21 protein-coding genes and 1 pseudogene are annotated in these 23057 nt (G+C 61.0%); 9 read left to right on the plus strand and 13 right to left on the minus strand.

Translation table 11 applies throughout. The features are described 5' to 3' along the window. The first annotated feature begins 53 nt into the window (after nucleotides 1-53). On the plus strand, nucleotides 54-1946 hold the full coding sequence (gene mrdA / locus PPUTUW4_RS07790; protein ID WP_015094119.1) for a penicillin-binding protein 2: 1893 nt from the start codon (nucleotides 54-56) through the stop codon (nucleotides 1944-1946). 170 nt (nucleotides 1947-2116) lie between these two features. Here mrdA and PPUTUW4_RS07795 read toward each other — a convergent pair whose 3' ends face one another. From PPUTUW4_RS07795 to PPUTUW4_RS07830, 8 genes are read right to left on the minus strand one after another with little or no spacing between them, the layout of a single operon-like run. Then, nucleotides 2117-3247 (minus strand): glycosyltransferase family 4 protein, encoded by a 1131-nt coding sequence (locus tag PPUTUW4_RS07795; RefSeq protein WP_015094120.1) that lies wholly within the window; start codon nucleotides 3245-3247, stop codon nucleotides 2117-2119. A gap of 1 nt (nucleotide 3248) precedes the next feature. Continuing rightward, nucleotides 3249-4379 (minus strand): glycosyltransferase family 1 protein, encoded by a 1131-nt coding sequence (locus PPUTUW4_RS07800; RefSeq protein ID WP_015094121.1) that lies wholly within the window; start codon nucleotides 4377-4379, stop codon nucleotides 3249-3251. Further along, entirely contained in the window at nucleotides 4363-5739 is a 1377-nt protein-coding gene (locus PPUTUW4_RS07805; protein ID WP_015094122.1) for a glycosyltransferase family 1 protein, read from the minus strand. Before PPUTUW4_RS07805 ends, PPUTUW4_RS07800 begins: the two co-directional genes overlap by 17 nt. Continuing rightward, nucleotides 5736-6995, minus strand: a complete 1260-nt coding sequence (locus PPUTUW4_RS07810; RefSeq protein ID WP_015094123.1) for an ABC transporter ATP-binding protein — start codon at nucleotides 6993-6995, stop codon at nucleotides 5736-5738. Before PPUTUW4_RS07810 ends, PPUTUW4_RS07805 begins: the two co-directional genes overlap by 4 nt. Then, a complete protein-coding gene (locus PPUTUW4_RS07815; RefSeq protein WP_015094124.1) occupies nucleotides 6995-7792 on the minus strand; it encodes an ABC transporter permease in 798 nt (265 codons plus the stop codon). The genes PPUTUW4_RS07810 and PPUTUW4_RS07815 overlap by 1 nt, the downstream gene beginning before the upstream one ends. Next, nucleotides 7793-9235, minus strand: a complete 1443-nt coding sequence (locus PPUTUW4_RS07820; protein WP_015094125.1) for a mannose-1-phosphate guanylyltransferase/mannose-6-phosphate isomerase — start codon at nucleotides 9233-9235, stop codon at nucleotides 7793-7795. 3 nt (nucleotides 9236-9238) lie between these two features. Next, nucleotides 9239-10210 carry a GDP-mannose 4,6-dehydratase gene (gmd, locus tag PPUTUW4_RS07825; protein WP_015094126.1) on the minus strand — a complete coding sequence of 324 codons (972 nt, stop codon included), beginning with the start codon at nucleotides 10208-10210 and terminating at the stop codon, nucleotides 9239-9241. Then, entirely contained in the window at nucleotides 10207-11121 is a 915-nt protein-coding gene (locus PPUTUW4_RS07830) for a GDP-mannose 4,6-dehydratase (protein ID WP_015094127.1), read from the minus strand. The genes gmd and PPUTUW4_RS07830 overlap by 4 nt, the downstream gene beginning before the upstream one ends. A 422-nt stretch (nucleotides 11122-11543) precedes the next feature. Between PPUTUW4_RS07830 and PPUTUW4_RS07840 the strand changes: the two genes are divergently transcribed. The 6 genes and pseudogenes from PPUTUW4_RS07840 to PPUTUW4_RS07865 form a co-directional block, all read left to right on the plus strand. Beyond that, nucleotides 11544-13133, plus strand: a complete 1590-nt coding sequence (locus PPUTUW4_RS07840; RefSeq protein WP_041474805.1) for a glycosyltransferase — start codon at nucleotides 11544-11546, stop codon at nucleotides 13131-13133. Next, nucleotides 13127-14431, plus strand: a complete 1305-nt coding sequence (locus PPUTUW4_RS07845) for a glycosyltransferase (RefSeq protein ID WP_015094129.1) — start codon at nucleotides 13127-13129, stop codon at nucleotides 14429-14431. The genes PPUTUW4_RS07840 and PPUTUW4_RS07845 overlap by 7 nt, the downstream gene beginning before the upstream one ends. Next, nucleotides 14428-15294 carry a class I SAM-dependent methyltransferase gene (locus PPUTUW4_RS07850; protein ID WP_015094130.1) on the plus strand — a complete coding sequence of 289 codons (867 nt, stop codon included), beginning with the start codon at nucleotides 14428-14430 and terminating at the stop codon, nucleotides 15292-15294. The genes PPUTUW4_RS07845 and PPUTUW4_RS07850 overlap by 4 nt, the downstream gene beginning before the upstream one ends. Then, entirely contained in the window at nucleotides 15291-16448 is a 1158-nt protein-coding gene (locus PPUTUW4_RS07855; RefSeq protein ID WP_015094131.1) for an acyltransferase, read from the plus strand. The genes PPUTUW4_RS07850 and PPUTUW4_RS07855 overlap by 4 nt, the downstream gene beginning before the upstream one ends. After that, nucleotides 16442-17275, plus strand: coding sequence for a class I SAM-dependent methyltransferase (locus PPUTUW4_RS07860; RefSeq protein ID WP_015094132.1), 834 nt, complete (start codon nucleotides 16442-16444; stop codon nucleotides 17273-17275). Before PPUTUW4_RS07855 ends, PPUTUW4_RS07860 begins: the two co-directional genes overlap by 7 nt. Nucleotides 17276-17448: 173 nt before the next feature. After that, nucleotides 17449-17766, plus strand: a pseudogene (locus PPUTUW4_RS07865) (Zn-dependent hydrolase); the annotation flags it as partial. Nucleotides 17767-17768: 2 nt separating this feature from the next. Here PPUTUW4_RS07865 and PPUTUW4_RS07870 read toward each other — a convergent pair. Both PPUTUW4_RS07870 and PPUTUW4_RS07875 read right to left on the minus strand, forming a co-directional pair. After that, nucleotides 17769-18170: a lysozyme inhibitor LprI family protein gene (locus tag PPUTUW4_RS07870; RefSeq protein WP_015094134.1), complete on the minus strand. Its 402-nt coding sequence runs from the start codon at nucleotides 18168-18170 to the stop codon at nucleotides 17769-17771. A gap of 63 nt (nucleotides 18171-18233) precedes the next feature. Then, entirely contained in the window at nucleotides 18234-18632 is a 399-nt protein-coding gene (locus tag PPUTUW4_RS07875) for a GFA family protein (RefSeq protein ID WP_015094135.1), read from the minus strand. Between the two features lie 199 nt (nucleotides 18633-18831). Between PPUTUW4_RS07875 and PPUTUW4_RS07880 the strand changes: the two genes are divergently transcribed. Next, nucleotides 18832-19320 (plus strand): SRPBCC family protein, encoded by a 489-nt coding sequence (locus PPUTUW4_RS07880; RefSeq protein ID WP_015094136.1) that lies wholly within the window; start codon nucleotides 18832-18834, stop codon nucleotides 19318-19320. A 285-nt stretch (nucleotides 19321-19605) separates the two neighbouring features. On the opposite strand, the gene inhA is transcribed toward PPUTUW4_RS07880, so the two are convergent. After that, the gene (gene inhA, locus PPUTUW4_RS07885) at nucleotides 19606-20292 is read right to left on the minus strand and encodes an isonitrile hydratase (RefSeq protein ID WP_015094137.1); all 687 of its coding nucleotides are present in this window, start codon (nucleotides 20290-20292) and stop codon (nucleotides 19606-19608) included. Nucleotides 20293-20380: 88 nt separating this feature from the next. Here inhA and PPUTUW4_RS07890 point away from each other — a divergent pair, with 88 nt between their 5' ends. Further along, nucleotides 20381-21364 carry a GlxA family transcriptional regulator gene (locus tag PPUTUW4_RS07890; RefSeq protein WP_015094138.1) on the plus strand — a complete coding sequence of 328 codons (984 nt, stop codon included), beginning with the start codon at nucleotides 20381-20383 and terminating at the stop codon, nucleotides 21362-21364. Nucleotides 21365-21402: 38 nt separating this feature from the next. On the opposite strand, the gene PPUTUW4_RS07895 is transcribed toward PPUTUW4_RS07890, so the two are convergent. Further along, nucleotides 21403-22035 carry a BRCT domain-containing protein gene (locus tag PPUTUW4_RS07895; protein ID WP_015094139.1) on the minus strand — a complete coding sequence of 211 codons (633 nt, stop codon included), beginning with the start codon at nucleotides 22033-22035 and terminating at the stop codon, nucleotides 21403-21405. 11 nt (nucleotides 22036-22046) lie between these two features. Further along, nucleotides 22047-22436 (minus strand): hypothetical protein, encoded by a 390-nt coding sequence (locus PPUTUW4_RS07900; RefSeq protein WP_015094140.1) that lies wholly within the window; start codon nucleotides 22434-22436, stop codon nucleotides 22047-22049. Nucleotides 22437-23057: the final 621 nt, after the last annotated feature.

Consider the following 23057-nt stretch of genomic DNA (forward strand, 5'->3'; position numbering starts at 1 on the left):
GGACTGAGTCTGCGCCCACGGATCGGCATTCTTTTCAAAGAGTTGCTTCACAAGTGCCTGAACCGATACCGATCAAGGACCACGAAAAAGAAACACGCCTGGTCAACAAGAGACTCATGGCCTGCGCATTGTTTGTTGCCGCCATTACCTGTGCTCTGGTGGTACGCCTGTATGTCCTGCAGGTCGTCGAGTTCGACTATCACTCGACCATCTCCGAAAACAATCGCGTACATGTCCTGCCGATTACGCCTACCCGCGGATTGATCTATGACCGCAACGGCGTACTCCTTGCGGACAACCGCCCCAGCTTCAACCTGACCATCAGCCGCGAACGTGCTTCCAATGTCAACGAAGAACTGGACGAGGTCGTCAATCTCCTGCACTTGTCCGCTGAAGACCGGTCGCAATTCGACAAGGTGATGAGGCAGGCACGTCACCCCTTCGTACCGGTGACGCTGTTCTATGAGCTGAGCGAAGAACAGATCGCTGTACTCGCCGTCAACGAGTTCCGTTTGCCGGGCATCGAAGTCGAGCCGCAGTTCGTTCGGCACTATCCGTTGGGCGCGCACTTCGCGCATTCGGTCGGCTACGTCGGACGCATCAACGAGAAAGAGTCAAAGGTCCTGGATACGGTCGAGTACCGAGGCACCCAATCCATTGGCAAGACCGGGATCGAAAAATTCTACGAGGCGCAACTGCACGGCCATGTGGGTTATGAGGAAGTCGAAACCAATGCCCAGGGCCGCGTGCTGCGAGTGCTCAAGCACACGGATCCGGTGCCGGGTGAAAACATTGTCCTGAGTCTCGACGTCAAGCTGCAGGAAGCAGCCGAACAAGCTCTGGGTGATCGTCGCGGCTCGGTGGTTGCGCTCGATCCTTCGACCGGTGAAGTGCTGGCCATGGTCAGCAACCCGAGTTTCGATCCTAATCTGTTCGTCACCGGCATCAGTTCCAGGGAGTACTCTGCGCTACGCGACTCCGTCGACCGACCGCTGTTCAACCGTGTGCTGCGCGGCCTGTACGCGCCGGGTTCGACCATCAAGCCGGAAGTGGCAATCGCCGGCCTCGACGCGGGTGTCGTCACGCCTCAGACCCGGGTGTTCGACCCCGGTTATTACCAGCTGCCGGATTTCGATCACAAGTACCGCAACTGGAACCACAGCGGCGACGGCTGGGTGGATATGGATGCAGCGATCATGCGTTCCAACGACACCTATTTCTATGACCTCGCACACAAGCTGGGGATCGATCGCCTTCACGACTACATGGCAATGTTCGGACTGGGTGAGAAAGTCTCCCTGGACATGAACGAAGAATCCCCCGGCCTGATGCCATCCCAGGCATGGAAGCGCGCCACGCGTCGACAGGCCTGGTTTCCTGGCGAGACGGTGATTCTCGGAATCGGCCAGGGCTATATGCAGGTCACGCCGCTGCAATTGGCCCAGGCCACGGCGCTGATTGCCAACAAAGGCGTGTGGAATCGCCCGCACCTGGCCAAAACCGTGGACGGTGTCGCGCCGGTGGATGAGCATCCGATGCCGGACATCCTGCTCAAGGATCCACGCGACTGGGAGCAGGTCAACCATGGAATGCAGATGGTGATGCACGATGCCCGCGGGATTGCCCGGGCCGCAGCCGCGGGCGCGCAGTACCGTATTGCTGGCAAAAGTGGTACCGCGCAAGTGGTGGCGATCAAGCAGGGCGAACGCTACAACCGGGAGAAAACCCGTGAGCGTAACCGCGACAACGCCTTGTTCGTCGGTTTCGCCCCGGCCGAGCACCCGAAGATCGTGATTTCGGTGATGATCGAAAACGGTGAGGCGGGTGGCCGCGTCGCCGGACCGGTCGTACGGCAGATCATGGACGCCTGGCTACTCGATCAGGACGGGCACCTGAAGCCGCAGTACGCGGCACCAGGCAAGGCGCCGGGCGATCCTCACGTCTGAACCGTCAGGGCTCATCTTCTGTTCGCGGTTCCACAGCAAATGAATCTCGCATCGGCAATTTGCCAATTACTTCATCGGCCGGTTGTTCCAGCACGCTGCTGACCTGGGACATTTGCCCGTAGATTTCCCCGGCCGCAGCCAAAGCAAGTCGGATCCTGCAAAAAAAAGCCTCATGCGTAGGCGAGGTTTTTTTCTTCCAGCAGTTCCTCATACAACGCCGCCCATTTGCGACCCATTTCGTCCGCCGTAAACAGATTCTGATAGCGGGCCTGCGCCTTCTCGCCCATTTGTGCCGCCAGCACCGGGTTTTCCCAAAGCGTGCGCATCGCCTCACGAAACGCCAGTGGATCACTTGGCGGCACTACCAGCCCGGTTTCGTTATGGATGTTGATGTAACTGGTGCCCGTGCCAATCTCACTGGAGATCATCGGTTTGCCATACATCGCGCCTTCCAGCAGTGAAATGCCGAATGCTTCGGAGCGCAGGTGCGACGGGAACACCACCGCATAACTCAATTCGAGCAAGGCAACCTTGTCTTCATCACCGAGGAAGCCGAGAAAGTGCAGGTTCTGCAGGTTCAGTGCCCTGGCCTGGGCATGCAACTCCTCTTCCAGCGGGCCGGCGCCGACGATCACCACGGGGTAGTTCAGCCCCTGCATCGCTTCGAGCAAGATGTGCAGCCCCTTGTAGTAGCGCATGACACCGACGAACAGGAAGAACTTGTCCCCCAGTTTCTGGCGCCAGCGCTCGGTACGTGCCGCGTCGTGCTTCGGATAACCCGATTTGTCCAGGCCATAGGTGATGACCCGGGTCTTGTCCCGATAGCCCTTGAGCACGTCGCTGGTGTGAAAGTAGTTGGGGGACGCCACGGCGATTCGATCCGCACTGTCCAGGAACCGGCGCATCAACGGACGGTACAGTTTGAGCAGATGACGCTGGCGAATGATGTCGGAATGGTAACTCACCACGCTGGGCTTTTTGGTGGCGCTGACAAAATGCACCAGGTCCATGAAGGGCCAGGGGAAGTGGTAGTTGACCACGTCGGCTTCGGCGGCGAGCTCACGAAACTGCTTGAACACGCTGTAGGAAAAACCGGTGGAGGCGAGCTGAAAATCCATCCTGGCCTGATGCACCTGGTGCTCGCGGATCTGCAACACGCCCGGCGCCGGGTTATTGCTCAGGGTCAGCACTGTGCTGTCGACACCATGGCGCGCGCCACTTTCGCTCATCTGGAAAATGACTTGTTCGATGCCGCCCATGGAGTCGGGCAAGTAGGTTTTGTAAAAGTGCAGAACGCGCATATCAGTTCTCCATAGCCTGGCGGTAGGCGCGGGCGGTCACCGTCGCGCAACGCTCCCAGGAAAAAAGCTTCGCTCGCTGCAAGCCCGCCTCGCGACAGGCCTGCCAGTGTGCCGGGTCGTCGATCAGCCGCTGCATGGCATCGCGCAAGGTGTCCGGGTCGTGCGCCTCGATGTAGTTGCCGGCATCGCCAGCCACCTCCGGCATCGCCGAGATACCCGTCAGAATCACCGGGGTGCCACTGGCCATGGCTTCCAGCACCGGCAGGCCGAACCCCTCGTACAACGAAGGGAAGACCAGCGCCCGGGCACCGGCCAGCAACTGCGCCAGATCCTCGTCGGGCAGGTACCCCAGCAGGCACACATGACCCGAGGCGAGGGCCGAACGCAACTCGTCGTTGAACTGCTGACGCTGCCAGCCGGCCATACCGGCGATCAGCAAGGGAAAACGCTGGCGCACGGTTTCCGGCAGTAGCGCATGGGCGCGCAGGGCCTGGGTCAGGTTCTTGCGCGGCTCCAGGGTACCGACGCAGAGAAAATACTTCCGCGCCTCGACGCCGTGGGTTTTGAGGACGTGATCGATGGCCTCGGGTTCACGCGGGTGGAATCGCGCGGCCACACCCAGCGGTGCCACCACGAAGCGCTCGGCCGGCAGTGCGAACCAGGCCTGCGCTTCATCGGCGATGTGCTGCGAGTCCGTCAGAATCAGCCGTGCGCGCTGTACGCCGTCGGCCAGTCGCCGCTCGATTTCGCGCAGACGGGCTGGTGGCTGGGTGTCGGGATAGTGCAGGTGGGTGAGGTCATGCAGCGTGATGATGGTCGGGCCGTTGAACGACAGCGGCCACAGGCTCGGCTCGTGATACAGATCGATGGACTGGGCGGGGCGCTGGTCGAAGCGCTTCTGTTCCAGCCAGCGCCGCGCCTGATAGGCCCCCGGGATCTGTCGCAGCAATGGCGTCAAGCGCGAGTAACCGGGCATCGCCGCCTCGGGCAGGACCGAACTCCAGCCCCAGCCATGGAACAACGACAACTCGACGTCCGGTTCGCGGGCCAGGGCCGTCGCCAGTTCGGCGACGTAGTGGCCGATGCCCGTGCGCGGGGCCTGGAGGATGCGGGCGTTAAGGGCAATTCGCATGCTGACTCTCAGGCACCTTAGCATCGCTGTGCAGGTTGCGCTGGATACGGTCGACCAGTTGCGCACTCGCCTCGCGCCAGCTCAGCCAGCGCCAGTTTTCCAGGTTGAGGGGCGCGGGAAATGCGCCGTTCGTTTCCATGTCGATGACCAGATCGGCCAGGTTCTGCGGATCATCGAGGTCGAAGTACGCCATGTACTCGCCACCGATTTCGCGAAACACCGGGATGTCGCTGGCCATTGCCGGCAGGCCACGCTGCATGGCTTCCACCAGCGGCAACCCGAACCCTTCGACGTAGGACGGGAACACCAGCGATGTCGCGTGGGAATAGGCGTGTTCCAGGCTCTTGTCCGAGAGCGTATTGAACATGAACAGGCGCTGGTTCAACTCTGGATGCTGGCGGATACGCTCGATCAGCGCCTCGCACTTCCAGCCGATCTTGCCGACGATGCACAACCGGGCCCTGGACCCGGCCGCCCAGGCGCGCTCGAACGCGTCGAGCAGATACGCATGGTTCTTGCGCGGCTCGATGGTGCTGACCATCAGGAATACAGGGGCCGCCGACTTGAACATCTGCAGCAGCCCCGGGTCGACGGCGGACCGGGCATCGCTCAGGTCGAGTTCTGAGCCGAGGTGAAAGTAGTCGAACCAGCGTTGCTGGACCTGCGCGGTGCCGATCCTGCGGGTCATCTCCTGGCGCACCTGGTCGCGGATGGTGGTCGAGATCGCCACGTAGCCATCGGCGGTGCGGGCGATCCAGTCGAACCATTCGTTGAACACCTTTACCAGCCCGGCGTCGCAGAATTGCGGGTGGGTCAGGGGAATCAGGTCGTAGATCACCGACACGATGCCGACCCCGTCACGCTTGAGTTGCTCGGCCAGGGGGAAAAAATTGGCGTGCCAGGACGAGTCCAGCAGCACCAACTGGTCGCCTGCGCGATGTTGCAATGGCACGCAGCGCTCGGGAACCGGCTTGCCCTTGAGTACCCGGTCCAGCAGGCGCATCGGCAGGCTCAGGCAGGCGAACGCGGTGAGGCGGCAACCGACATAAAGCACCCGGCGGGCGAACTTCGATTGGCTGAAAGGACGGCGTCGTTCCAGCGCGCGGTGGCGCAGCCAGAACTGATTGGCGAACTGTTCGAGCTTCACCCGCAGGCTCACCAGGTCCACTTTGACGGTCGGCAGGGGCGCCAGGCTTTTCACCTCGAACAACGCGCCATTGATCATCACCACCGGAATGCATTCACGCTGGGCGTCCGCGGCCGGCAATTGGTGAATCACATTGCGAACGACCCGCTGAATGCCCGAGTTGGCATCGGGGTGTTCGAAAACGTAGGTACATTCCACCAGCAGTCTGGTCATTGCGTCACCCCAACGGTTTCCACCTGGTTCTCGCTGGAGCGGGTAACACTGGTCTGCGCTTCGAGCCAGGAGCAACCGACAAAATCTTCCTGGCGATTGTTGATCACGTGGAAGACCAGCCCGTAGTCTCGCCATTCGAAATTGCGATCCAGGTGCGAGTCCAGACGCGACAGGCTCAGGGCCACCGAATAGTTGCCCTTGCCCAGACGCATGTCGAAGGCAAAACGGTAGGTGATGCGTTCGCCGGCACTCAGGTCGGTGAGTGCTTTGTCGACCCGGTGGGTGTTGATGCCATACATGGGCTGGCCGAGGCGGTCCTTGATCATGAAGCCGAGAATCAGCCGCTCGATGTCCTGGCGCACCTCGACCTGCACTTCGAGGACCATCGCCTGACCGACTTCTGCCACTTCCACCGAACGGCCCTTGGGGTCAAGCAGGCGGACGCTGAGAATGCCCGCTTCGCCTGTCCCGGAAATGGTTTGCACCTGCCCGTTGGCGAGCATTTCCTGGCGCACCGTCTGGCCCTCGCGCTGGGCGAGCATGGCGTTGTAGTAGTCCATTACTTCTTCGGGCTTGCCGCGCATGGCCATGCGCCCGTTTTCCAGGAGGATGGCGGTGTCGCAGATCGACTGGATCGCGGAACGGTCATGGGACACGATCAGCAACGTGGTGCCGGCCTTGCGGAAGTTGCGGATGCGATCGAAGCTCTTGTGCTGGAAGTAGGCGTCACCCACGGACAGCGCTTCGTCGACGATCAGGATATCCGGCCGCCGCGCGGTGGCCACGCTGAACGCCAGGCGCATCTGCATGCCGCTGGAGTAGGTGCGAACCGGATGGTCGATGGCCTCGCCGATTTCGGCGAAGCTCTCGATCTCCGGCATCAGCGCTTCGATTTCTTCCACCTGCATGCCGAGCAACTGGCCGGCCATGAAGGTGTTCTGCCGACCGGTGAAGTCCGGGTGGAAACCCATGCCCAGTTCAAGCAGCGCGGCCACGCGACCTTGCAACTGGATGTCGCCGCAGGAGGGCTGGGTGGTGCCGGTGATCATCTTCAACAGCGTGCTTTTGCCGGCACCGTTGACCCCGACGATGCCCACGGCTTCGCCCGGCTGAATCTCGAAATCGACCCCTTGCAGCACCCAGTGCAGGTGATGCCGGTTGCGGGAAAACGGCACCAGCCATTCGAACAGCCGGCTCCAGCGATTGGGGTACTGCTTGTAGGCCTTGCCCAGGCCACTGACACGTATTTGTCCCATCAGAGCTCGTCCACCATTTCACCGACACGCTGGCGGAACAGCCGCAGCGCCATCGCGCAGAACAACAGGCCGATCACCAGCAAGGGGACCAGCGAGTTCCAGTTCGGCCATTGGTTGTAGAGAAACAGGTTCTGGTAGCTGTTCATCAGTGCCGTCATCGGGTTCAGTTCGATGAAGCTCTGGATACCCGACGGCAGGATCGACAGCGGATAAACGATCGGCGTCAGCCAGAACCAGAATTGCAGGCAGATGCCAAAAAACTGCCCGACGTCGCGAAAGAACACGTTGAGCACGCCCAGGATCATCCCCAGCCCCGCGGCGAACATCACTTGCAGGATCAGCAACGGCACCAGCGCCAGTAACGCCATACCGGGCAGCCGCCCGCTGATCAGCAGGAAGCCGAGGAACAAGCCCAGGATGATCGCGAAATTGATTCCGGCATTGAGCAGCACGATGACCGGCAGGCAGATGCGCGGGAAGCTGATTTTCTTCAGCAGGTTGGCGTTTTCCAGGAACATGCTCTGGCTGCGCGTGGTGATCTCGGCGAACAGGCCCCAGGTGAGCAGGCCGGCGCACAGGTAGACACTGTAGGCGAGCCCGTCATCCACGCCCGGCAATCGGGCGCGCATGATGGTGGAAAAGATCACCGTGTAGACCAGGATCATCGACAGCGGATTGAGCACGGTCCACAAGGCACCGAACAGCGAGTTGCGATAACGCGCCTGGAACTCCCGCTTGACGCTGCCGAGGATGAAACCCCGGTAACTCCACAGGGATTGGTAAAGATTACGCAGCATTCAAACCGTCCGCCCATATTGGTCTTCGAAGCGGACGATATCGTCCTCTCCCAGGTATTCGCCGCTTTGCACTTCGATGATCACAAGGTCGATCACGCCGGGATTCTCCAGGCGATGCTTGTGACCGGCGGCAATGAAGGTCGATTCGTTCTTGGCCACCAGGTGCGTGCCGGTGCCGTTGTTGGTGACCTTGGCCATGCCTTCGACCACCACCCAGTGCTCATTGCGATGGTGGTGCATCTGCAATGACAACTTGGCGCCGGGCTTGACCACGATACGTTTGATCTTGAAGCGCGGGCCTTCCTCGAGCACGGTGTAGGTGCCCCATGGCCGGCTGACCGTACGGTGCAGGCGATAGGCCTCGTGCTCTTTGTCCTTGAGTTGCCTGGCCACCCGGCGCACATCCTGGGCGCGGTCGGCGTGGGCCACCAGCACCGCGTCGGCGGTGTCGACGATGATCAGGTCATCCACGCCCACGGTCGCTACCAGACGGTTGTCGCTCTGGACAAAGTTGTTGTGGCTGTCGATGAAAATCGCCTCGCCGACGGCACGGTTGTTCTGTGCATCCGCCGGCACCAGCGCGGCCACCGCGCCCCAGGAGCCGATGTCGCTCCAATCGAAACGGGCGGGCACGACGACCACTTTGTCGGAGCGCTCCATCAACGCGTAGTCGATGGAAATGTCCATGATTTCGCCAAACAGCGCCGGTGACAGTTCCTGTTGCACGCTCCCGGCGTTTTCCACCGCCGCGCTGGCGCCCATGCAGGTTTGCGTCTGCTCCAGCAAATCGGGAGCGTGGGTTTGCAGTTCGGCCAGCAGGGTGGCGACCGAGAAACAGAACATCCCGGAGTTCCATAGGAAGTTGCCGCTTTCCACGTAATGCGTCGCGGTTTGCAGGTCGGGCTTTTCGACAAAGCGCCGCACACTGGCAGCGCCTTTGTCGTCCAGTGAAGTGCCGGCCTCAATGTAGCCAAAACCGGTTTCCGGAGCGCTGGGCACCACACCGAAGGTCACCAGGTGACCGCGCCTGGCCAGCGTCACGGCATGCTCGACTGCGTCCTTCAACGCCTCGACATTGACGATCAGATGGTCGGCCGGCATGACCAGCATGATCGCGTCGTTGCCATGCAGGGCCTGGAGGGAGAGGGCGGCGGCGGCAATCGCCGGCGCCGTATTGCGCCCCGTCGGTTCCAGCAGAAAGTGCCCGCGATGACGGCCAAGGTGCGCGTCCTGAAAGTGATCCTTGCTCTGGAAGTAGTACTCGCGGTTGGTCACCGTGACGATATCGCCCCAGCCGTCGAGCAGCTCAGCGGCACGCCGATAGGTCTTGCCCAGCAGCGACTGGCCGTCAGGCAAGGTCATGAACGGTTTGGGATGGCCTTCACGCGACACCGGCCACAACCTGGTCCCGGCACCGCCGGAGAGAATCACGGGAATCAGCATGGCCTACTCCTTGGCAACGCGTTTCATGTCCGCATCCATCATCATGCGGATCAAGGCATCCAGATCGGTTTTTGGTTTCCAGCCCAGCACTCGCTGGGCCTTGGCCGGGTTGCCGAGCAGCACTTCGACTTCGGCCGGGCGGAAGAACGCCGGGTCGATCTTCACGTAGTCGCGGTAGTTCAGGCCCACATGATCGAAGGCGATCCGACACATCTCGCGCACGGTGGTGGTCACGCCGGTGGCCACCACGAAGTCGTCGGGTTTGTCCTGTTGCAGCATCAGCCACATGGCTTCGACGTAGTCGCCGGCAAACCCCCAGTCGCGCTTGGCGTCGATGTTGCCCAGGCGCAGTTCCTGCTGTTTGCCCTGTTTGATCCGGGCGGCGGCGTCGGTGACTTTGCGTGTCACGAACTCGATGCCGCGCAGCGGTGATTCATGGTTGAACAGAATCCCGCTGCTGGCGTGCAGATTGAAGCTTTCGCGGTAGTTCACGGTAATCCAGTGGCCATACAGCTTGGCCACGCCATAAGGGCTGCGCGGATAGAACGGCGTGTTCTCGTCCTGCTGCTCGGCCTGGATCAGGCCGAACATTTCACTGGTGGACGCCTGATAGAAACGCGTGTGCGGACTGAACTGGCGGATCGCTTCGAGCAAGTGCGTAACGCCCAGGCCGTCGACGATGCCGGTGGTCACCGGTTGATCCCAAGAGGCCGCGACAAAGCTTTGCGCGGCGAGGTTGTAGACCTCGTCCGGCGCCGACTTGATCACCGCGCGCTGCACTGAACAGGCATCGGCCATGTCGCCATCCAGGTAGACGATGTCCGCCTCGACCCCCATCTCGCGCAGGCGCCAGCGCGAGTCGCTGCTGCGACGCGCAACCAGGCCGTGGACCTTGTAACCCTTGTCGAGCAGCAGTTTGGCCAGATAGGCGCCATCCTGGCCGGTGATACCTGTAATCAATGCACTTTTAGTCATACTTGTCGTACTCGCTTCTCCCAGTCGGACAGGATCGCCCGCAGGGATTGTTGTGTTGTGATTTCAGACTTCCATCCGGTGGTCTGGGCCAGTCTGTCAGGGCTGCCACACACACGACGCTGATCCGCGCGGCGAAGTCGCGCAGGGTCCTGGACCAGTTGCAGGTCGACCTGGGCAAGATTTGCCAATTGTTCGATCAAACTGCGAATGCTCTGCTCGCGTCCCGAGCAAATGTTGTAGACCTGTCCCGGGGTGCCTTTTTCCAGCAAGGCCAGGTAGGCCGAGACCACGTCCGCGACATCAAGGAAATCGCGCGTGACGTCGATGTCCCCGACCTCCAGTCGTGGCGCTTGCAGGCCTTGCTTGATCCGGCAGATCTGGTGCGCGGCGCCGGCAATGACGAAGCTGTCTTTCTGCCCGCTGCCGATATGGTTGAAGGGGCGGGCAACCAGTACGGGCCAGCCTTCGCTCAGGCCCCATTGCAGGCTCAGGAACTCGGCCGACAGTTTGCTCACGGCATAAGGATTGCGCGGGCAGGGGGGCTGCAACTCAGTGATGGGCAGATGCTCTTCAGCGACCTGGCCATAGACATCACCGGAGCTGACGTACAGAAACGTGCCGGTGAAGCCGCGCGCCTTGAGGGCTTGCAGCAGGTTCAGGGTGCCCAGCAGATTGATATTCAGGGTGCCGGCCGGATCACGAAAGGCCTGCGGGACGAACGTCTGGCCGGCCAGGTGAATCACCGCATCGGGCATTTGCGGCCACAAGCCTTCGAGGCTCGAAGGTGCAGCAAGATCGTAGCGGTCGGGAACCGGCAGCAGTTCCCATTCCGAGGTATCAGCCTGCAAACGCGATTGGATGTGTTGTCCTACGAATCCGCTCAGACCCGTGACAAACAGACGTTTTTTCAAACAGCGACCCCTTGGTCATGCATTTCATCCATTTCCCACAGGCTCCATGGAAAAACTTGCGAGCGGCATGATCGCTCGAATGGCGGGTGAAATGTTTGTTGTAGTTGTTTGGGAGCCAATCTGTGCCATTTGCTCGGCAATTTCAACAGGTCCAACCGTGACTGGTCAGTTCTCGTCAGCGTAGCCCGATTTATTCTCGTCGGGCGGTTCACGAACCCTCGATGGATGTGTTTAGAATGCCCCTCGTCACTATTACCCGGGGTTCGGCAGCGTCGCTTCGAAACTGCGAGAAACTGACCACTAAAACAAGAACGTAGACGGGCAGGAAGACGATGGGCGAGCGCCGGTAAACACGGGCTCGAACCCTGTCCTCCCCGTCATAGCGTGAGGCTGCCGGGATGGCGGCGTCACCGTGGGATGCCATGAATTTCATTCTTTACTCCGACGTCAACGACAGCTCCATCAGCCAGAGTCTCGGCCGTCCCGAGTACAGTTACTACTTCGTGCTCAAGGCGTATCGACCGCTGTTCGAAAGCCTGGGACCGGTGCATGTCGTGTCATCGGCCGCCGAAGTCGATCCGCTGTACCGGCAGTTGCAGCAGGCCGGTCAGGACTGCCTGTTCATTTCGTTCGCGCCACCGCACAAGACCCCCACTGACTTGCAATGTCCGATGGTGTGCGTGGTCGCCTGGGAGTTCGACAGCATTCCCGCCGAGCACTGGGACAACGATCCACGGCAGGACTGGAGCCGCACACTGGCACGCCTGGGGCGGGTGATTACCTTGTCCACCCATACCGCCGAAGCCATCCACCGGACCCTGGGTGACGACTTCCCGGTGCTGGTGCTGCCGACGCCATTGTGGGAGCGCTTTGCCGACATTCGCCAGCAATACCCCGGTACGCCGGTGAACGCCGGTGCCACGCTGCAGATCAAGGGTTGCATCCTGGACAGCCGCTCGATGGGGTTGTCCGCCGATGGCCTGATCGCGCCGATCATCGAGCAACCACCCGTGGAAATCGTTGAGCCGGAGTCAATACCGGAACCACAACCAGAACCGCAACCCGCGCCGCCGTTGACCCTGCGGCGACGCCTCTTCATCACCAGGCATTACGTGCTGCTGTGGTATCGCGAAGCCATTCGCGATCTGGTGCCGGATGCCGTTCGCCCATGGCTGGCCAGGTTTCGCAGACCTCAGCCGTTGCCGATCGAACCCGTCGTCAGCGCACCCTCCGTGCCGGATGAACCCGTCATCAGCGCAGCTGGCGCGCAGGACGAGCATCCACAAGCGGCTTTCCCCGACACCAGCCAAACGGTCGAAATCGTGGTCGACGGCGTCATCTACGTGAGCGTGTTCAACCCTGATGACGGTCGCAAGAACTGGCACCACCTGATCACGGCGTTCTGCTGGGCGCTGCGTGATGCAGAGGACGCCACGCTCGTGTTGAAGATGACCCAGAACGACCTGTCGACCTATTACGTCGAGCTCATCACCTTGCTGTCCCAACTCTCGCCCTTCGCCTGTCGCGTGGTGGTCATGCACGGTTATCTGCAGGATGAGCAGTTTGCCCGTCTCTATGGCGCGGCAAGTTACTACGTCAACGCTTCACGCTGCGAAGGCCTGTGCCTGCCGCTGATGGAATTCATGTCATGCGCGCGGCCGGTGATCGCCCCGAACCACACGGCGATGCGCGACTACATCGACGACCGCGTGGCCTTCGTCGTCAAGTCCAGCCAGGAACCGACGATCTGGCCGGAAGACGCGCGCATCCTGTATCGCACCCTGCGCCACCGTCCGAATTGGGGCTCGTTGAAAACGGCTTACGAGAACAGCTACGCCATGGCAAAAAACCAGCCGGACGCCTGGCAGGCCATGGCGGACGCGGCCAGCGAACGCATGCACGAATACTGCAGCTTCGCACCGGTACAACAGCGGCTGGCGCTGTTCTTCAAACAGGAATCGGTCCGTGACGTCGTGCCGGTGGTTGCCGAAACGGGGGCTGCATCGTGCTGATCATCATTCATTCGGAAACCAACAAGAGCAACATCCAGCAGAACCTGGGGCGGCCCGAGTACAGCTATTACTTCGTCCTCAAGGAATTCCGCCCGGTGCTCGAACGGCTGGGGCAAGTGATCGAGGTCAGCAACCCCGACGAGTTGGTCGACCGGCTGTATTTCGATTGCCTGAGCCGGGGCGAAGACTGCGTGTTCCTGTCCTTCTCCCCGCCGCATCGCACGCCGGTCCACTACGCGTGCCCGACGATTCCGGTCTTCGCCTGGGAGTTCAGCACCATTCCGACCGAGAGTTGGCAGGGTGAACCGCGGCATGACTGGCGGATGGTGTTGGGCGCCTGCGGGACGGCGATCACCCACTCCAGCTTCACCGTGAATGCCGTGCACGATGTGATGGGCCGCGATTATCCGGTCAGTGCCATCGCGGCCCCCGTCTGGGACCGTTTTGCCGCCCGTGGCGAGCTGCTGGACAAGCGTCCGGTCGTGGGCCCCACACGCCTGAACCTGCGCGGGCTGTTGATCGACAGTCGCACGGCGGATTTGCGCCCCTATGGCCCCGAGCGTTTGCGCGAGGGCACGCCAATCGCCTTCGATCAACCGCCGCGCGACTGCGAGTTGTTGCTCGAGGGCGTGGTCTACACCTCGGTGTTCAATCCGTACGACGGTCGAAAGAACTGGAAGGACATGATCAGTGCGTTCTGCAGCGCCTTTCGCGATACGCCTGACGCGACCCTGGTGCTCAAGCTCACGCACCATGACATCGCCAACGCACTGTCCGACATGATGCACCACGTCTACAAGAATCAGTCCTACCAGTGCCGCATCGTGTTGATCCACGGCTATCTGGCCGATATCGACTACGAGCGCCTGGTCGAGGCCACCAGCTACGTCGTCAACTGCTCCTACGGCGAAGGGCAATGTCTGCCGTTGATGGAGTTCATGTCCTGCGGCAAGCCGGCGATTGCGCCACAGAACACCGCCATGGCCGACTACATCGACCGTGACAACGCGTTTATCGTCGACAGCACCGATGAACTGACATCCTGGCCCCACGATCCTCGCGCAGCCTATCGTACCCTGCGGTACGTCACGGACTGGGACTCGCTGTGCACGGCTTTTTCCGTCAGCCATGACGTTGCCAGACAGGATGTCGAGCGCTATCAACGGATGTCGGCCCATGCCGTGCGCAGCCTGCAGGGATTTTGCAGCCAGGCCGTTGCCGAGCAGCGCCTGAAAGCCGTGTTCGAGCAGTTGCTGCAACGGCGTGAAGCAAACTGCGCACAAGCGTCTGACACATGATCCGGCGCCTGCTTGCGAAGTTGCGGCCTGCGCCGGTGGTGGTCGCTGCACCCGAAACACGAGTCTCGCCCAGGGACATCGGTTTGTACGATGCCCTGCTCGACGGCTGGTTTCTGGGCGACAGCGGCGAACTGCTCAAAGGGTTTGCCATCACCGCCGACGACACCTTGCTGGATGTCGGTTGCGGCGAAGGCGTGGCGACCTTGTTTGCGATCCGCCAGGGCGCTTCGGTGATCTTCACCGACAGTGAACATGACAAGGTCCGCGAGCTTGCCCGGCAAGTGACGGCACAATCGGGCCAAGCGAACCTGGGGCTGGTCAGCAACAGTTTGCCGCTGCCATTGGCCGATGGTTGCGCGAGCAAAGTCGTGTGCATGGAAGTGCTCGAGCATATCGACCAACCGGAACCCTTCATGGCTGAACTGGTGCGCATGGGCCGCCCCGGCGCGCAGTACCTGCTGAGCGTACCGTCGCCGGTGGGCGAGCATTTGCAGAAAGGCATCGCCCCGGCCAGCTACTTTCAATCGCCCAATCATGTGCAGATTTTCACCCCCGAGCGGTTTGCCGCGCTGGTGGAGGACGCGGGCCTGGTCATCGAGCATCGTCAGGCCACCGGGTTTTTCTGGGTCATGGGCATGATTTTTTTCTGGGCCAGTGAACGGGCCGCCGGGCGCGACCTGGGGGGGGCGGTTCGCGACCGGATCCAGGCGCCGTACCCGCCGCTGATGGAGAGCTGGGCGAAAACCTGGCAGGACTTGCTGGCCCAGCCCGACGGGTTGGCGATCAAGCAGATGCTGGACCGGTTCATGCCCAAGAGTCAGGTGATCATTGCTCGAAAACCTCATGTCCAGGAGGGCGCATGAGCAACGAAAAACGGATCATGGACATCGAGTTGTTGCGCGGCATTGCGGTGCTTGGCGTGCTGTTTCACCACCTGCAGGACAGCCTGTTCGCGGCGGCTGTGCCTGTGCTGCAGACCATCACCCTGTACGGCCAGCCGTGGTGGGGCGTGGATCTGTTTTTAGCGATCTCGGGCTTTGTCATTGCCCGCAGCCTGATCCCGGCCATGCGCCGCTGCACAACACGTCAGGAGTATTGGCAACAGACGCGCAATTTCTGGTTGCGCCGGGCCTTTCGATTGCTGCCGTCGGCCTGGTTGTGGCTGGCGCTGATGTTGCTGGCGTGTCTTTTTCTCAACCGCTCCGGCGCCTTCGGCACCCTGCACGCGAACCTTCAGGCGACCTTGGCCGGCGTCGCGCAGTACGCCAATTTCCGCTTTGCCGACAGTTTCTATCGCTACGAGTACGGCACCAGTTTCGTGTACTGGAGCCTGTCGCTGGAAGAGCAGTTCTACCTGCTGTTCCCGCTGATGATCGTGCTGTTTCGCAAACACCTTGTATGGGCTTTGCTGGCGCTGGTTGCGGTGCAGTTGTTCACCCTGCGCACGCCGATCCTGATGGTGGTGCGCACCGACGCGCTGGCCCTTGGCGTGCTGTTGGCGATGTGGAGTACGCAACCGTCGTACCTGCGCTGGGAGCCAACATTCCTGCGTCGTCCATGGGCGGGTGTCGCCGCACTGATCGCGGTGTCGCTGCTGCTCGGCTTCATGGCAACGGACCGCTTTACCTTCACCCATTACCGGATTGGTGTGATCGCGGTGCTGTGCGCAGTGCTGGTCTGGATCGCTTCCTACAACCGCGATTACCTGTGGCCGCGCGGCGTGTTCAAGAACCTGATGACGTGGGTCGGCAGCCGTTCCTACGGGATTTACCTGATCCATATCCCGGCCTACTTGCTGGTACGTGAATTCATTTTCCGTTTACAGGCTGCCGGGCTGCCCAGCCCGGCTGGCCATCCGATACTGATGTTGCTGATGGCCGGCGGCCTGATCGTGCTGCTGAGCGAACTCAACTATCGCTTCATTGAAATGCCCATGCGCAACCGCGGCGCCTCGCTGGTCAAGCGCCTGGACACCTCCCGAACAGCCGTCTCATCCTCTGGAGCCACCTCATGCTGAGCCTTTTGAAGAAACTCACGGCGGGCACGCCCGCGCCGGTGCAGCCAGAGATTGCGCCTGCGCCACCCGTGGCGGAGAAGGTCGACCCCTATATGCTCGGCCTGCACGACGCAATGCTCAGCGGCTGGTTCAATCAGCAGACCGGCGAACTGTTCAGCGGTTTCCCGGTGACCCCCGAGGACACACTGCTGGATGTGGGCTGTGGCGACGGCGGCAACGTGCATTTCTGCGGGATGCGCGGGGCGAAGATCATCATCGCCGATATCGACGCGGCCAAGGTCGAAGCGACCCGCCAGCGCCTGAGCGATACACCGGCCCGTGACGTCGAATGTCACGTCACCGACTGCAACCCGCTGCCGATTGCCGATGCGACCGCCACGCGGGTGGTGTCGACCGAGGTCATCGAGCATGTGGACGATCCGGCCCAGTTCCTCGCGGAGCTGGTGCGCGTCGGTAAACCGGGCGCGCTGTATCTGCTGAGCGTCCCGCACCCCAGCTCTGAAGACCTGCAGAAAGACATCGCGGCGGCCGAGTATTTCCAGAAGCCCAACCACATTCGCATCATCAGTGAAGCGCAGTTCAAGGCCATGGTCAGCGATGCCGGCCTGGAAGTGATCAGCCACAGCCAGTACGGATTCTACTGGTCGATGTGGATGCTGCTGTTCTGGGAAGCCAAGGTCGACTTCAGCAACCCGGACCATCCGTTGCTCAACCACTGGGCGGACACCTGGCAGGCGATCCTGGCGTCGCCACGGGGTACACAGATCAAGCAGGCGCTGGATGCGGTGGTAGCCAAGAGCCAGGTGATCATTGCGCGTAAACCCTGATCCACCAGCGCCGCAAACGACGGCCTGCAACAGGCCGTCCGTCACCGCCATGCGATGGCCGGCGAGCATGCGCCGAAAGGCCGGCGCAACTTTCTCGCCTCGTTTGCGCAACTGGGCAGCCCGGCGGGATTGATTCTGTCGCTGCTGGCCTTCAGCGCCGTCACCCGTCTGCCGGCATCATGGCGCTGGACGCCGTGCTGGCGGTGCGCGATATCGATGGCATCAGCGTCGCCGAGGCACTGCAGCGTACCGGTTATGCCGGCGAGCGCCCGCTGGGTGGCGCGGTGGACGCCTACTTTGAAGCGCACATCGAACAAGGGCCGACCCTCGAAGACAACGCCAAGAGCATCGGCGTCGTCAGCGGCGGCCAGGCGATTCGCTGGCTCGACGTGCGGGTCGAAGGCATGGCGGCCCACGCCGGTACCACGCCTATGCCGCTGCGCAAGGATGCCTTGTACGGCGTGGCGCAGATGATCCAGGCCATCGAAGGCTCTTAAACCCCCGGCACCGGGCAACTCATATCCCCTTCCTGGCACTTCAGGTAGTTCTTGAACGTCTGAACCCGTGCCTTGGTCAGTTCCGTGGTGCAGTTGCTGTAGATCAGCGGATACACACTCCCGCCTTCCACCCCGGACGCCGAGAACTTGCACTCGGCATCGCGGAACGCAACCCACGCCCGCTGTGCACCCACCAGCAGTTTCTTGTTGTCCGGGTTGCCCTTGAACCGCGAAGTGATCTGCTGGTACAGCGCATTCAATTCCTTGTCGGCGGCCGCATTCTGTTGCGCCGCGCACTGGTTCATCGTCGCCTGGTCGCTGGCGTTGTCGCAGTCCACGGCGACAGCCATGGAGGTAAACAGCAGGGGCGTCAATGCCAATAGTAAGCGTGGGTTCATGCCGGATTACTCGCTGTGACCGAAAGTTGAGGTGCAGTGTAGCCTTGTGACGGATTCAGCCGGCTACGCTTGCCACTGCGCATGCTTTTCCACCGATGGGTATTCAAGCCAAGGCACATCATGAGATGTCCAGATATGCGCTTGGGGTGTCATTTTCGGGTCATCATCCAGTGTCGCCACACGAACAATCACGTGAGGCTGGGCCGGCCGTTCGGCCATCAGGTGTGAACCGCAGACCGAACAGAAATATCGAAACTTGCCCGGCGACGATTCGTAGCGACTCAGGCGATCCTCGCCTTTGATCCAGCGAAAGTGCTCGCGCATGACCCCGGCGGTCGATGCGAACGCTGCCGCGTGAGCCTTGCGGCAGGTCTGGCAATGGCAGTGGCTGATGGGCATGTCGAGGCTATCGAGTTGGTATTCGATGGTTTTACACAGGCAACTGCCGCGCAGTTTTTTCATGGACGACTCCTTTCGTGGGGCGATCTGGAGGGAGAACGTTAGCAGTTTCGAGCCTCTGACTTTTCACCGACCCCAGAACTTATCCGCGCAAATGCAACCGAATATCTCAGGCATGGTTGATTGCGCATCCCGATTGGTACAACTTTAGGGTTGGTCTTGTGGTCTTACTGACCTACTGTTCAAGTACAGGAGGTGACTTATGAACCCAGCATCTGATCGCATCGAAAGGAAAATCCTGCTCAAGGCCAAGCGTTCGCAGGTCTGGCGCGTGCTGGCCAATGCCGAAGTATTCGGACAGTGGTTTGGCGTGGCGCTGGAAGGCAAGCGTTTTGTGGCAGGCGAGTGGACCCAGGGCCGGGTTACGTACCCCGGTTATGAGCACGTATTGTGGAACGTGTTGGTCGAGCGGGTCGAGCCGGAGCGGTTGTTTTCGTTTCGCTGGCATCCGTACGCGGTGCGTCCGGAGATCGACTATTCCCAGGAGCCAACCACCCTGGTCAAGTTCGAACTGGAAGATCATGACGCAGGCACCTTGCTCAGAGTCTCCGAGTCCGGTTTCGATCACATCCCCGATGTGCGCCGGGAAAAGGCTTTCCGAATGGATAGTCGTGGATGGGAAGAGCAAATGAACAATATCGAGCAGTTCTTGATCGACAATGCAAAGTCCCACGAGCAACAGGGTGGCTGAAGTCGGCTCGACGCCTGAGGTATCTAAGGGTTTCGGGAAGGTGGCTTATAGCGAATGTCTTACACGCGGTGGTAGCGATATCGCCTGTTACAATTTGGATCCGATGCGTATTCTGGCCTCACCCACTGAAGCACAGGATGTGCTCAGGATCACGGATGATCGACCATATGCAAGGAACGCTACGACAAGGAGTCGTCATGGTCTTGGAAAAACCCGCTTCGGCGGGTTTTTTTGTGACCGCAGGAAAGGTCGGGGCGGCAGAAGCGGATTCCTGCCGCCGTTTTCTTACTGACGATCGAGTTCCGCCGCCGCGCGCTCGGTGATTTGCGCCCGCAGCTTCAACGAGGCGGCAGCCCGCCGGCGAGCCTCTTCCAGCACACTGGCCGGCGCCGTCTCGGGGCTGCCCGCCGTAAACGGCGGGGCCGGAGCGTATTCCAGTTGCAACTGCACCAACTCGGCGGTGGCCGGGTCGAACAGTTCGGCGGCCAGGGTCAGGGCGAAGTCGATACCGGCGGTGATCCCGCCACCGGTCAACAGATTGCCATCGCGAACCACCCGATCTTTCACCGCGATTGCGCCCAGCGGCTTGAGCAATTCGTGATAGGCCCAGTGAGTGGTGGCGCGTTTGCCCTTGAGCAATCCCGCCGCGCCAAGCACCAGTGCGCCGGTGCACACCGACGTGATGTACCGGGCGTTGGCGGCCTGGGCCCTGAGGAAGTCCAGGGTCTGGTCATCTTCCATCAACGGCCCGACGCCACTGCCACCGGGTACGCAGATCACGTCCAGTGCCGGGCAATCCTCGAAAGTGGTCGTCGGTTTCAACAGCAGGCCGGTGCTGGCGGTGACCGGCATCAGGTCCTTCCAGATCAGGTGCACTTTCACATCCGGCAGCGAGGCCAGTACGTCATAAGGGCCGGTCAGGTCCAGTTGCTGAACCTGAGGAAACAACAGAAAGCCGATCTGCAACGTCATGGTGTTTTTCTCGTGAAGTGGGTGGACGGTTTAACTGTAGGCTCGTAGGATTTGGCGTATACGCCAATATCCCCACGAATTACGCCAAATGTCGAAAACCATCCATGTACTCGCGTTCGCCAACGTGCAATTGCTCGACGTCACCGGGCCGTTGCAGGTATTCGCCTCGGCCAACGACATTGCCCGCCAGCAAAACCTGCCGCCACCCTACGCGCCGACGGTGATTGCCAGCGGCGGCGGGGCTGTGATGTCGTCGGCGGGCCTGGCGCTGTTGGCCGAACCCTTACCGGATGACGGCACTGACACCCTGATCATCGCCGGTGGCTGGGGGGTCTACGCGGCGGCGCAAGATGCGCCGTTGGTCGCCTGGGTACGCGAGCATGCCCGTGGCTGCCGACGGGTTTCCTCGGTGTGTACCGGTGCGTTTCTGCTGGCGGCCAGCGGCTGGCTCGATGGCCGGCGGGTGGTCACCCACTGGACCCGCTGCGAGCAACTGGCGCAACAGCACCCGCGCTTGCAGGTCGAGCCCAACCCGATCTTCATCAACGACGGCCCGGTCTGGACCTCGGCCGGAGTGACGGCTGGCATCGACCTGGCACTGGCCATGGTCGAACAGGACCTGGGGCGCAACATGGCCCTGGAAGTCGCCCGGCAACTGGTGGTGTTTCTCAAGCGTCCGGGTGGCCAGTCGCAATTCAGCGTGACCCTGTCCCTGCAACAGGAAGGCAAGAGATTCGACGAACTTCACGCCTGGATCAGCGAAAACCTGACCAAGGACCTTGGCATCCCGGCCCTGGCCTTGCAGGCCGGCATGAGCGAACGCAGCTTCGTGCGCCACTACCGCGCCGACACCGGCCAGACCCCGGCCCGGGCCATCGAACTGATCCGCGTCGAAACCGCACGGCGTCTGCTCAGCGATACCGGTGTGCCGATCAAACGGGTGGCGGTGCAATGCGGCTTCGGCAGCGAAGAAACCCTGCGCCGCAGCTTCCTGCGGGCCATGGGGGTGACACCGCAGGCTTATCGGGAGCGGTTTTCGGTCAGTGCCGAAGTAGATCCAGTGGGACGTTGAGCACCTTTTTGCCTGAGCCCGATGCAGTTACCCCACGGTCACCCGAACAACACCCTTTGCCAGTGTTCTTCACTGATGATTGCGATTGGAACGCCACTCTCTCTTAGCTCAACCGCTTTTTTGATCTTGGTTCCATAGGTGCTATGAAGCCATTGATCGTTTCCGATGCTGCCGACCACCAGATAGTTGATTTTCTTGCTGACCGAACCTCCAATCAGGCCGCCGCGTTCGACAATCAGCGATTCGCATGCTTTGCGCGGACCGTAAGCCATGACTCCGGTGAACAGGAAAACCCGATCAACCCAGTTCAGTGCGGGGGCAGGGTTGTCGAGTGGAAGACTGCAAGGCGTTGTGAAGACCTGGCCAGAGCCAACCGGCAGACCTGCAAACTGGTGCAGCATATCCAGTAGCTCAGCCGATTCTTCGGAGTCCAGCACGCCATCGCTCAACATGTCGGAGAGGCGTTTATAGAGGATGTTCACGACCGGATCACCCAGATGACACAAATGAGCTTCGATCCAGCTCTTGAGAAACTCGGCTTCCTGCTGATTGATCTTGCCATCGGCAGCGAGTCCAGCCGCAATACCTGTCAACGCGTCGGCTGAACGTCTATCAATGCGTGCTTCGTGGAAGAATCCACTGTTTTGAAATTCCTGATGCAAATCGACCATCGTCCCTGCTCCTAGGATTCAACTTCCGCTACTTGATTGAAATACTTCGCCCGATCCGGTGTAAACGTCACCACCATGGCTGTTCGTACACACCTCAGCGCTCGTTCTTGCGCCAGGTCCACGTCCAGGTCTTCCCCGCGCAAGCCTTGCCACTGGGCGAGGTATTTGAGGGAGCCGTATTTTTCGGTTTTCTTCAGGCTGCGGCTGACGCCACCTTTCCAGCCCAGTACCGGCAACTCGCCAGCGAGGCACTGTCGGGCGAGTTCGGGGAAACGGGTTGCGCGCTGGCGGCCGACTTCCCAGCATTTGATCAGGCCCTTGTCGTCGGCCTCCCAGAGTTCTTCGCGGTTCAAACCGGTTCTGAGCGGGGTGTCGATGCTGCGATGGATGCGTTGGGTCATTCTGGTTCCTTGAATTCGGGTGGTTCTGGACAGCTCCGCTGTACCCTTGATAGTCGATGTTAGGTGCGGATTTAGCAGCCGGCAACCGGACATTTTCGGGATGTTGCAAGCTGTTTGTTTGAGAAATGTAGGACTCGGTGTGCAAGACCTGTGGTGAGGGGCGCCCCTTACGTACGGCCCCTCGCTTAGGCTCGGGGTTCCTTCGCTCCGGCATTCATCCGGAGGCATTGCCCTCAGGTCGGCTTCGCGTGACCTGCATGCAATGAGTTCGACTGCGTCGAACGGCGCTGCGCGCCGATCCCCGGATGAACACCGGAACGAGGCTTGCCGAGGGGGCGGGTGGATCAAGATCAAAAACGGCAGGCGAGCTAACGCTCGGCCTGTTGAGTGGTGAAGAGCGTGGGGGTACGCGGATCTGCTTTGCTCTGCTCTTCTGTAGGCGCTGCGGTGCGGCGATCCGACTTGCCAGCGATGGCGGCCTGACAGTCGATCCATTTCTTGCAGATGTACTCAGCACCTGTGGACGCGGGCTTGCCCCGAGCGGCGTTCCGACGATGGGGCCTTCACATTCAACCAACAAATTGCCGCTTCCCCCTCGATTCGCCCTTATGGCAACGTGCA

Source organism: Pseudomonas sp. UW4, assembly GCF_000316175.1.
In the GTDB taxonomy this organism is placed as follows: domain Bacteria; phylum Pseudomonadota; class Gammaproteobacteria; order Pseudomonadales; family Pseudomonadaceae; genus Aquipseudomonas; species Aquipseudomonas laurylsulfatiphila.

Bases quoted from the DNA above. Each gene is read 5' to 3' on its own strand.
- PPUTUW4_RS07795 (WP_015094120.1), bottom strand. From the start codon at position 3,247: ATGCGCGTTCTGCACTTTTACAAAACCTACTTGCCCGACTCCATGGGC.
- PPUTUW4_RS07800 (WP_015094121.1), bottom strand. From the start codon at position 4,379: ATGCGAATTGCCCTTAACGCCCGCATCCTCCAGGCCCCGCGCACGGGC.
- PPUTUW4_RS07805 (WP_015094122.1), bottom strand. From the start codon at position 5,739: ATGACCAGACTGCTGGTGGAATGTACCTACGTTTTCGAACACCCCGAT.
- PPUTUW4_RS07810 (WP_015094123.1), bottom strand. From the start codon at position 6,995: ATGGGACAAATACGTGTCAGTGGCCTGGGCAAGGCCTACAAGCAGTAC.
- PPUTUW4_RS07815 (WP_015094124.1), bottom strand. From the start codon at position 7,792: ATGCTGCGTAATCTTTACCAATCCCTGTGGAGTTACCGGGGTTTCATC.
- PPUTUW4_RS07820 (WP_015094125.1), bottom strand. From the start codon at position 9,235: ATGCTGATTCCCGTGATTCTCTCCGGCGGTGCCGGGACCAGGTTGTGG.
- gmd (WP_015094126.1), bottom strand. From the start codon at position 10,210: ATGACTAAAAGTGCATTGATTACAGGTATCACCGGCCAGGATGGCGCC.
- PPUTUW4_RS07840 (WP_041474805.1), top strand. From the start codon at position 11,544: ATGAATTTCATTCTTTACTCCGACGTCAACGACAGCTCCATCAGCCAG.
- PPUTUW4_RS07850 (WP_015094130.1), top strand. From the start codon at position 14,428: ATGATCCGGCGCCTGCTTGCGAAGTTGCGGCCTGCGCCGGTGGTGGTC.
- PPUTUW4_RS07855 (WP_015094131.1), top strand. From the start codon at position 15,291: ATGAGCAACGAAAAACGGATCATGGACATCGAGTTGTTGCGCGGCATT.
- PPUTUW4_RS07860 (WP_015094132.1), top strand. From the start codon at position 16,442: ATGCTGAGCCTTTTGAAGAAACTCACGGCGGGCACGCCCGCGCCGGTG.
- PPUTUW4_RS07870 (WP_015094134.1), bottom strand. From the start codon at position 18,170: ATGAACCCACGCTTACTATTGGCATTGACGCCCCTGCTGTTTACCTCC.
- PPUTUW4_RS07875 (WP_015094135.1), bottom strand. From the start codon at position 18,632: ATGAAAAAACTGCGCGGCAGTTGCCTGTGTAAAACCATCGAATACCAA.
- PPUTUW4_RS07880 (WP_015094136.1), top strand. From the start codon at position 18,832: ATGAACCCAGCATCTGATCGCATCGAAAGGAAAATCCTGCTCAAGGCC.
- inhA (WP_015094137.1), bottom strand. From the start codon at position 20,292: ATGACGTTGCAGATCGGCTTTCTGTTGTTTCCTCAGGTTCAGCAACTG.
- PPUTUW4_RS07890 (WP_015094138.1), top strand. From the start codon at position 20,381: ATGTCGAAAACCATCCATGTACTCGCGTTCGCCAACGTGCAATTGCTC.
- PPUTUW4_RS07895 (WP_015094139.1), bottom strand. From the start codon at position 22,035: ATGGTCGATTTGCATCAGGAATTTCAAAACAGTGGATTCTTCCACGAA.
- PPUTUW4_RS07900 (WP_015094140.1), bottom strand. From the start codon at position 22,436: ATGACCCAACGCATCCATCGCAGCATCGACACCCCGCTCAGAACCGGT.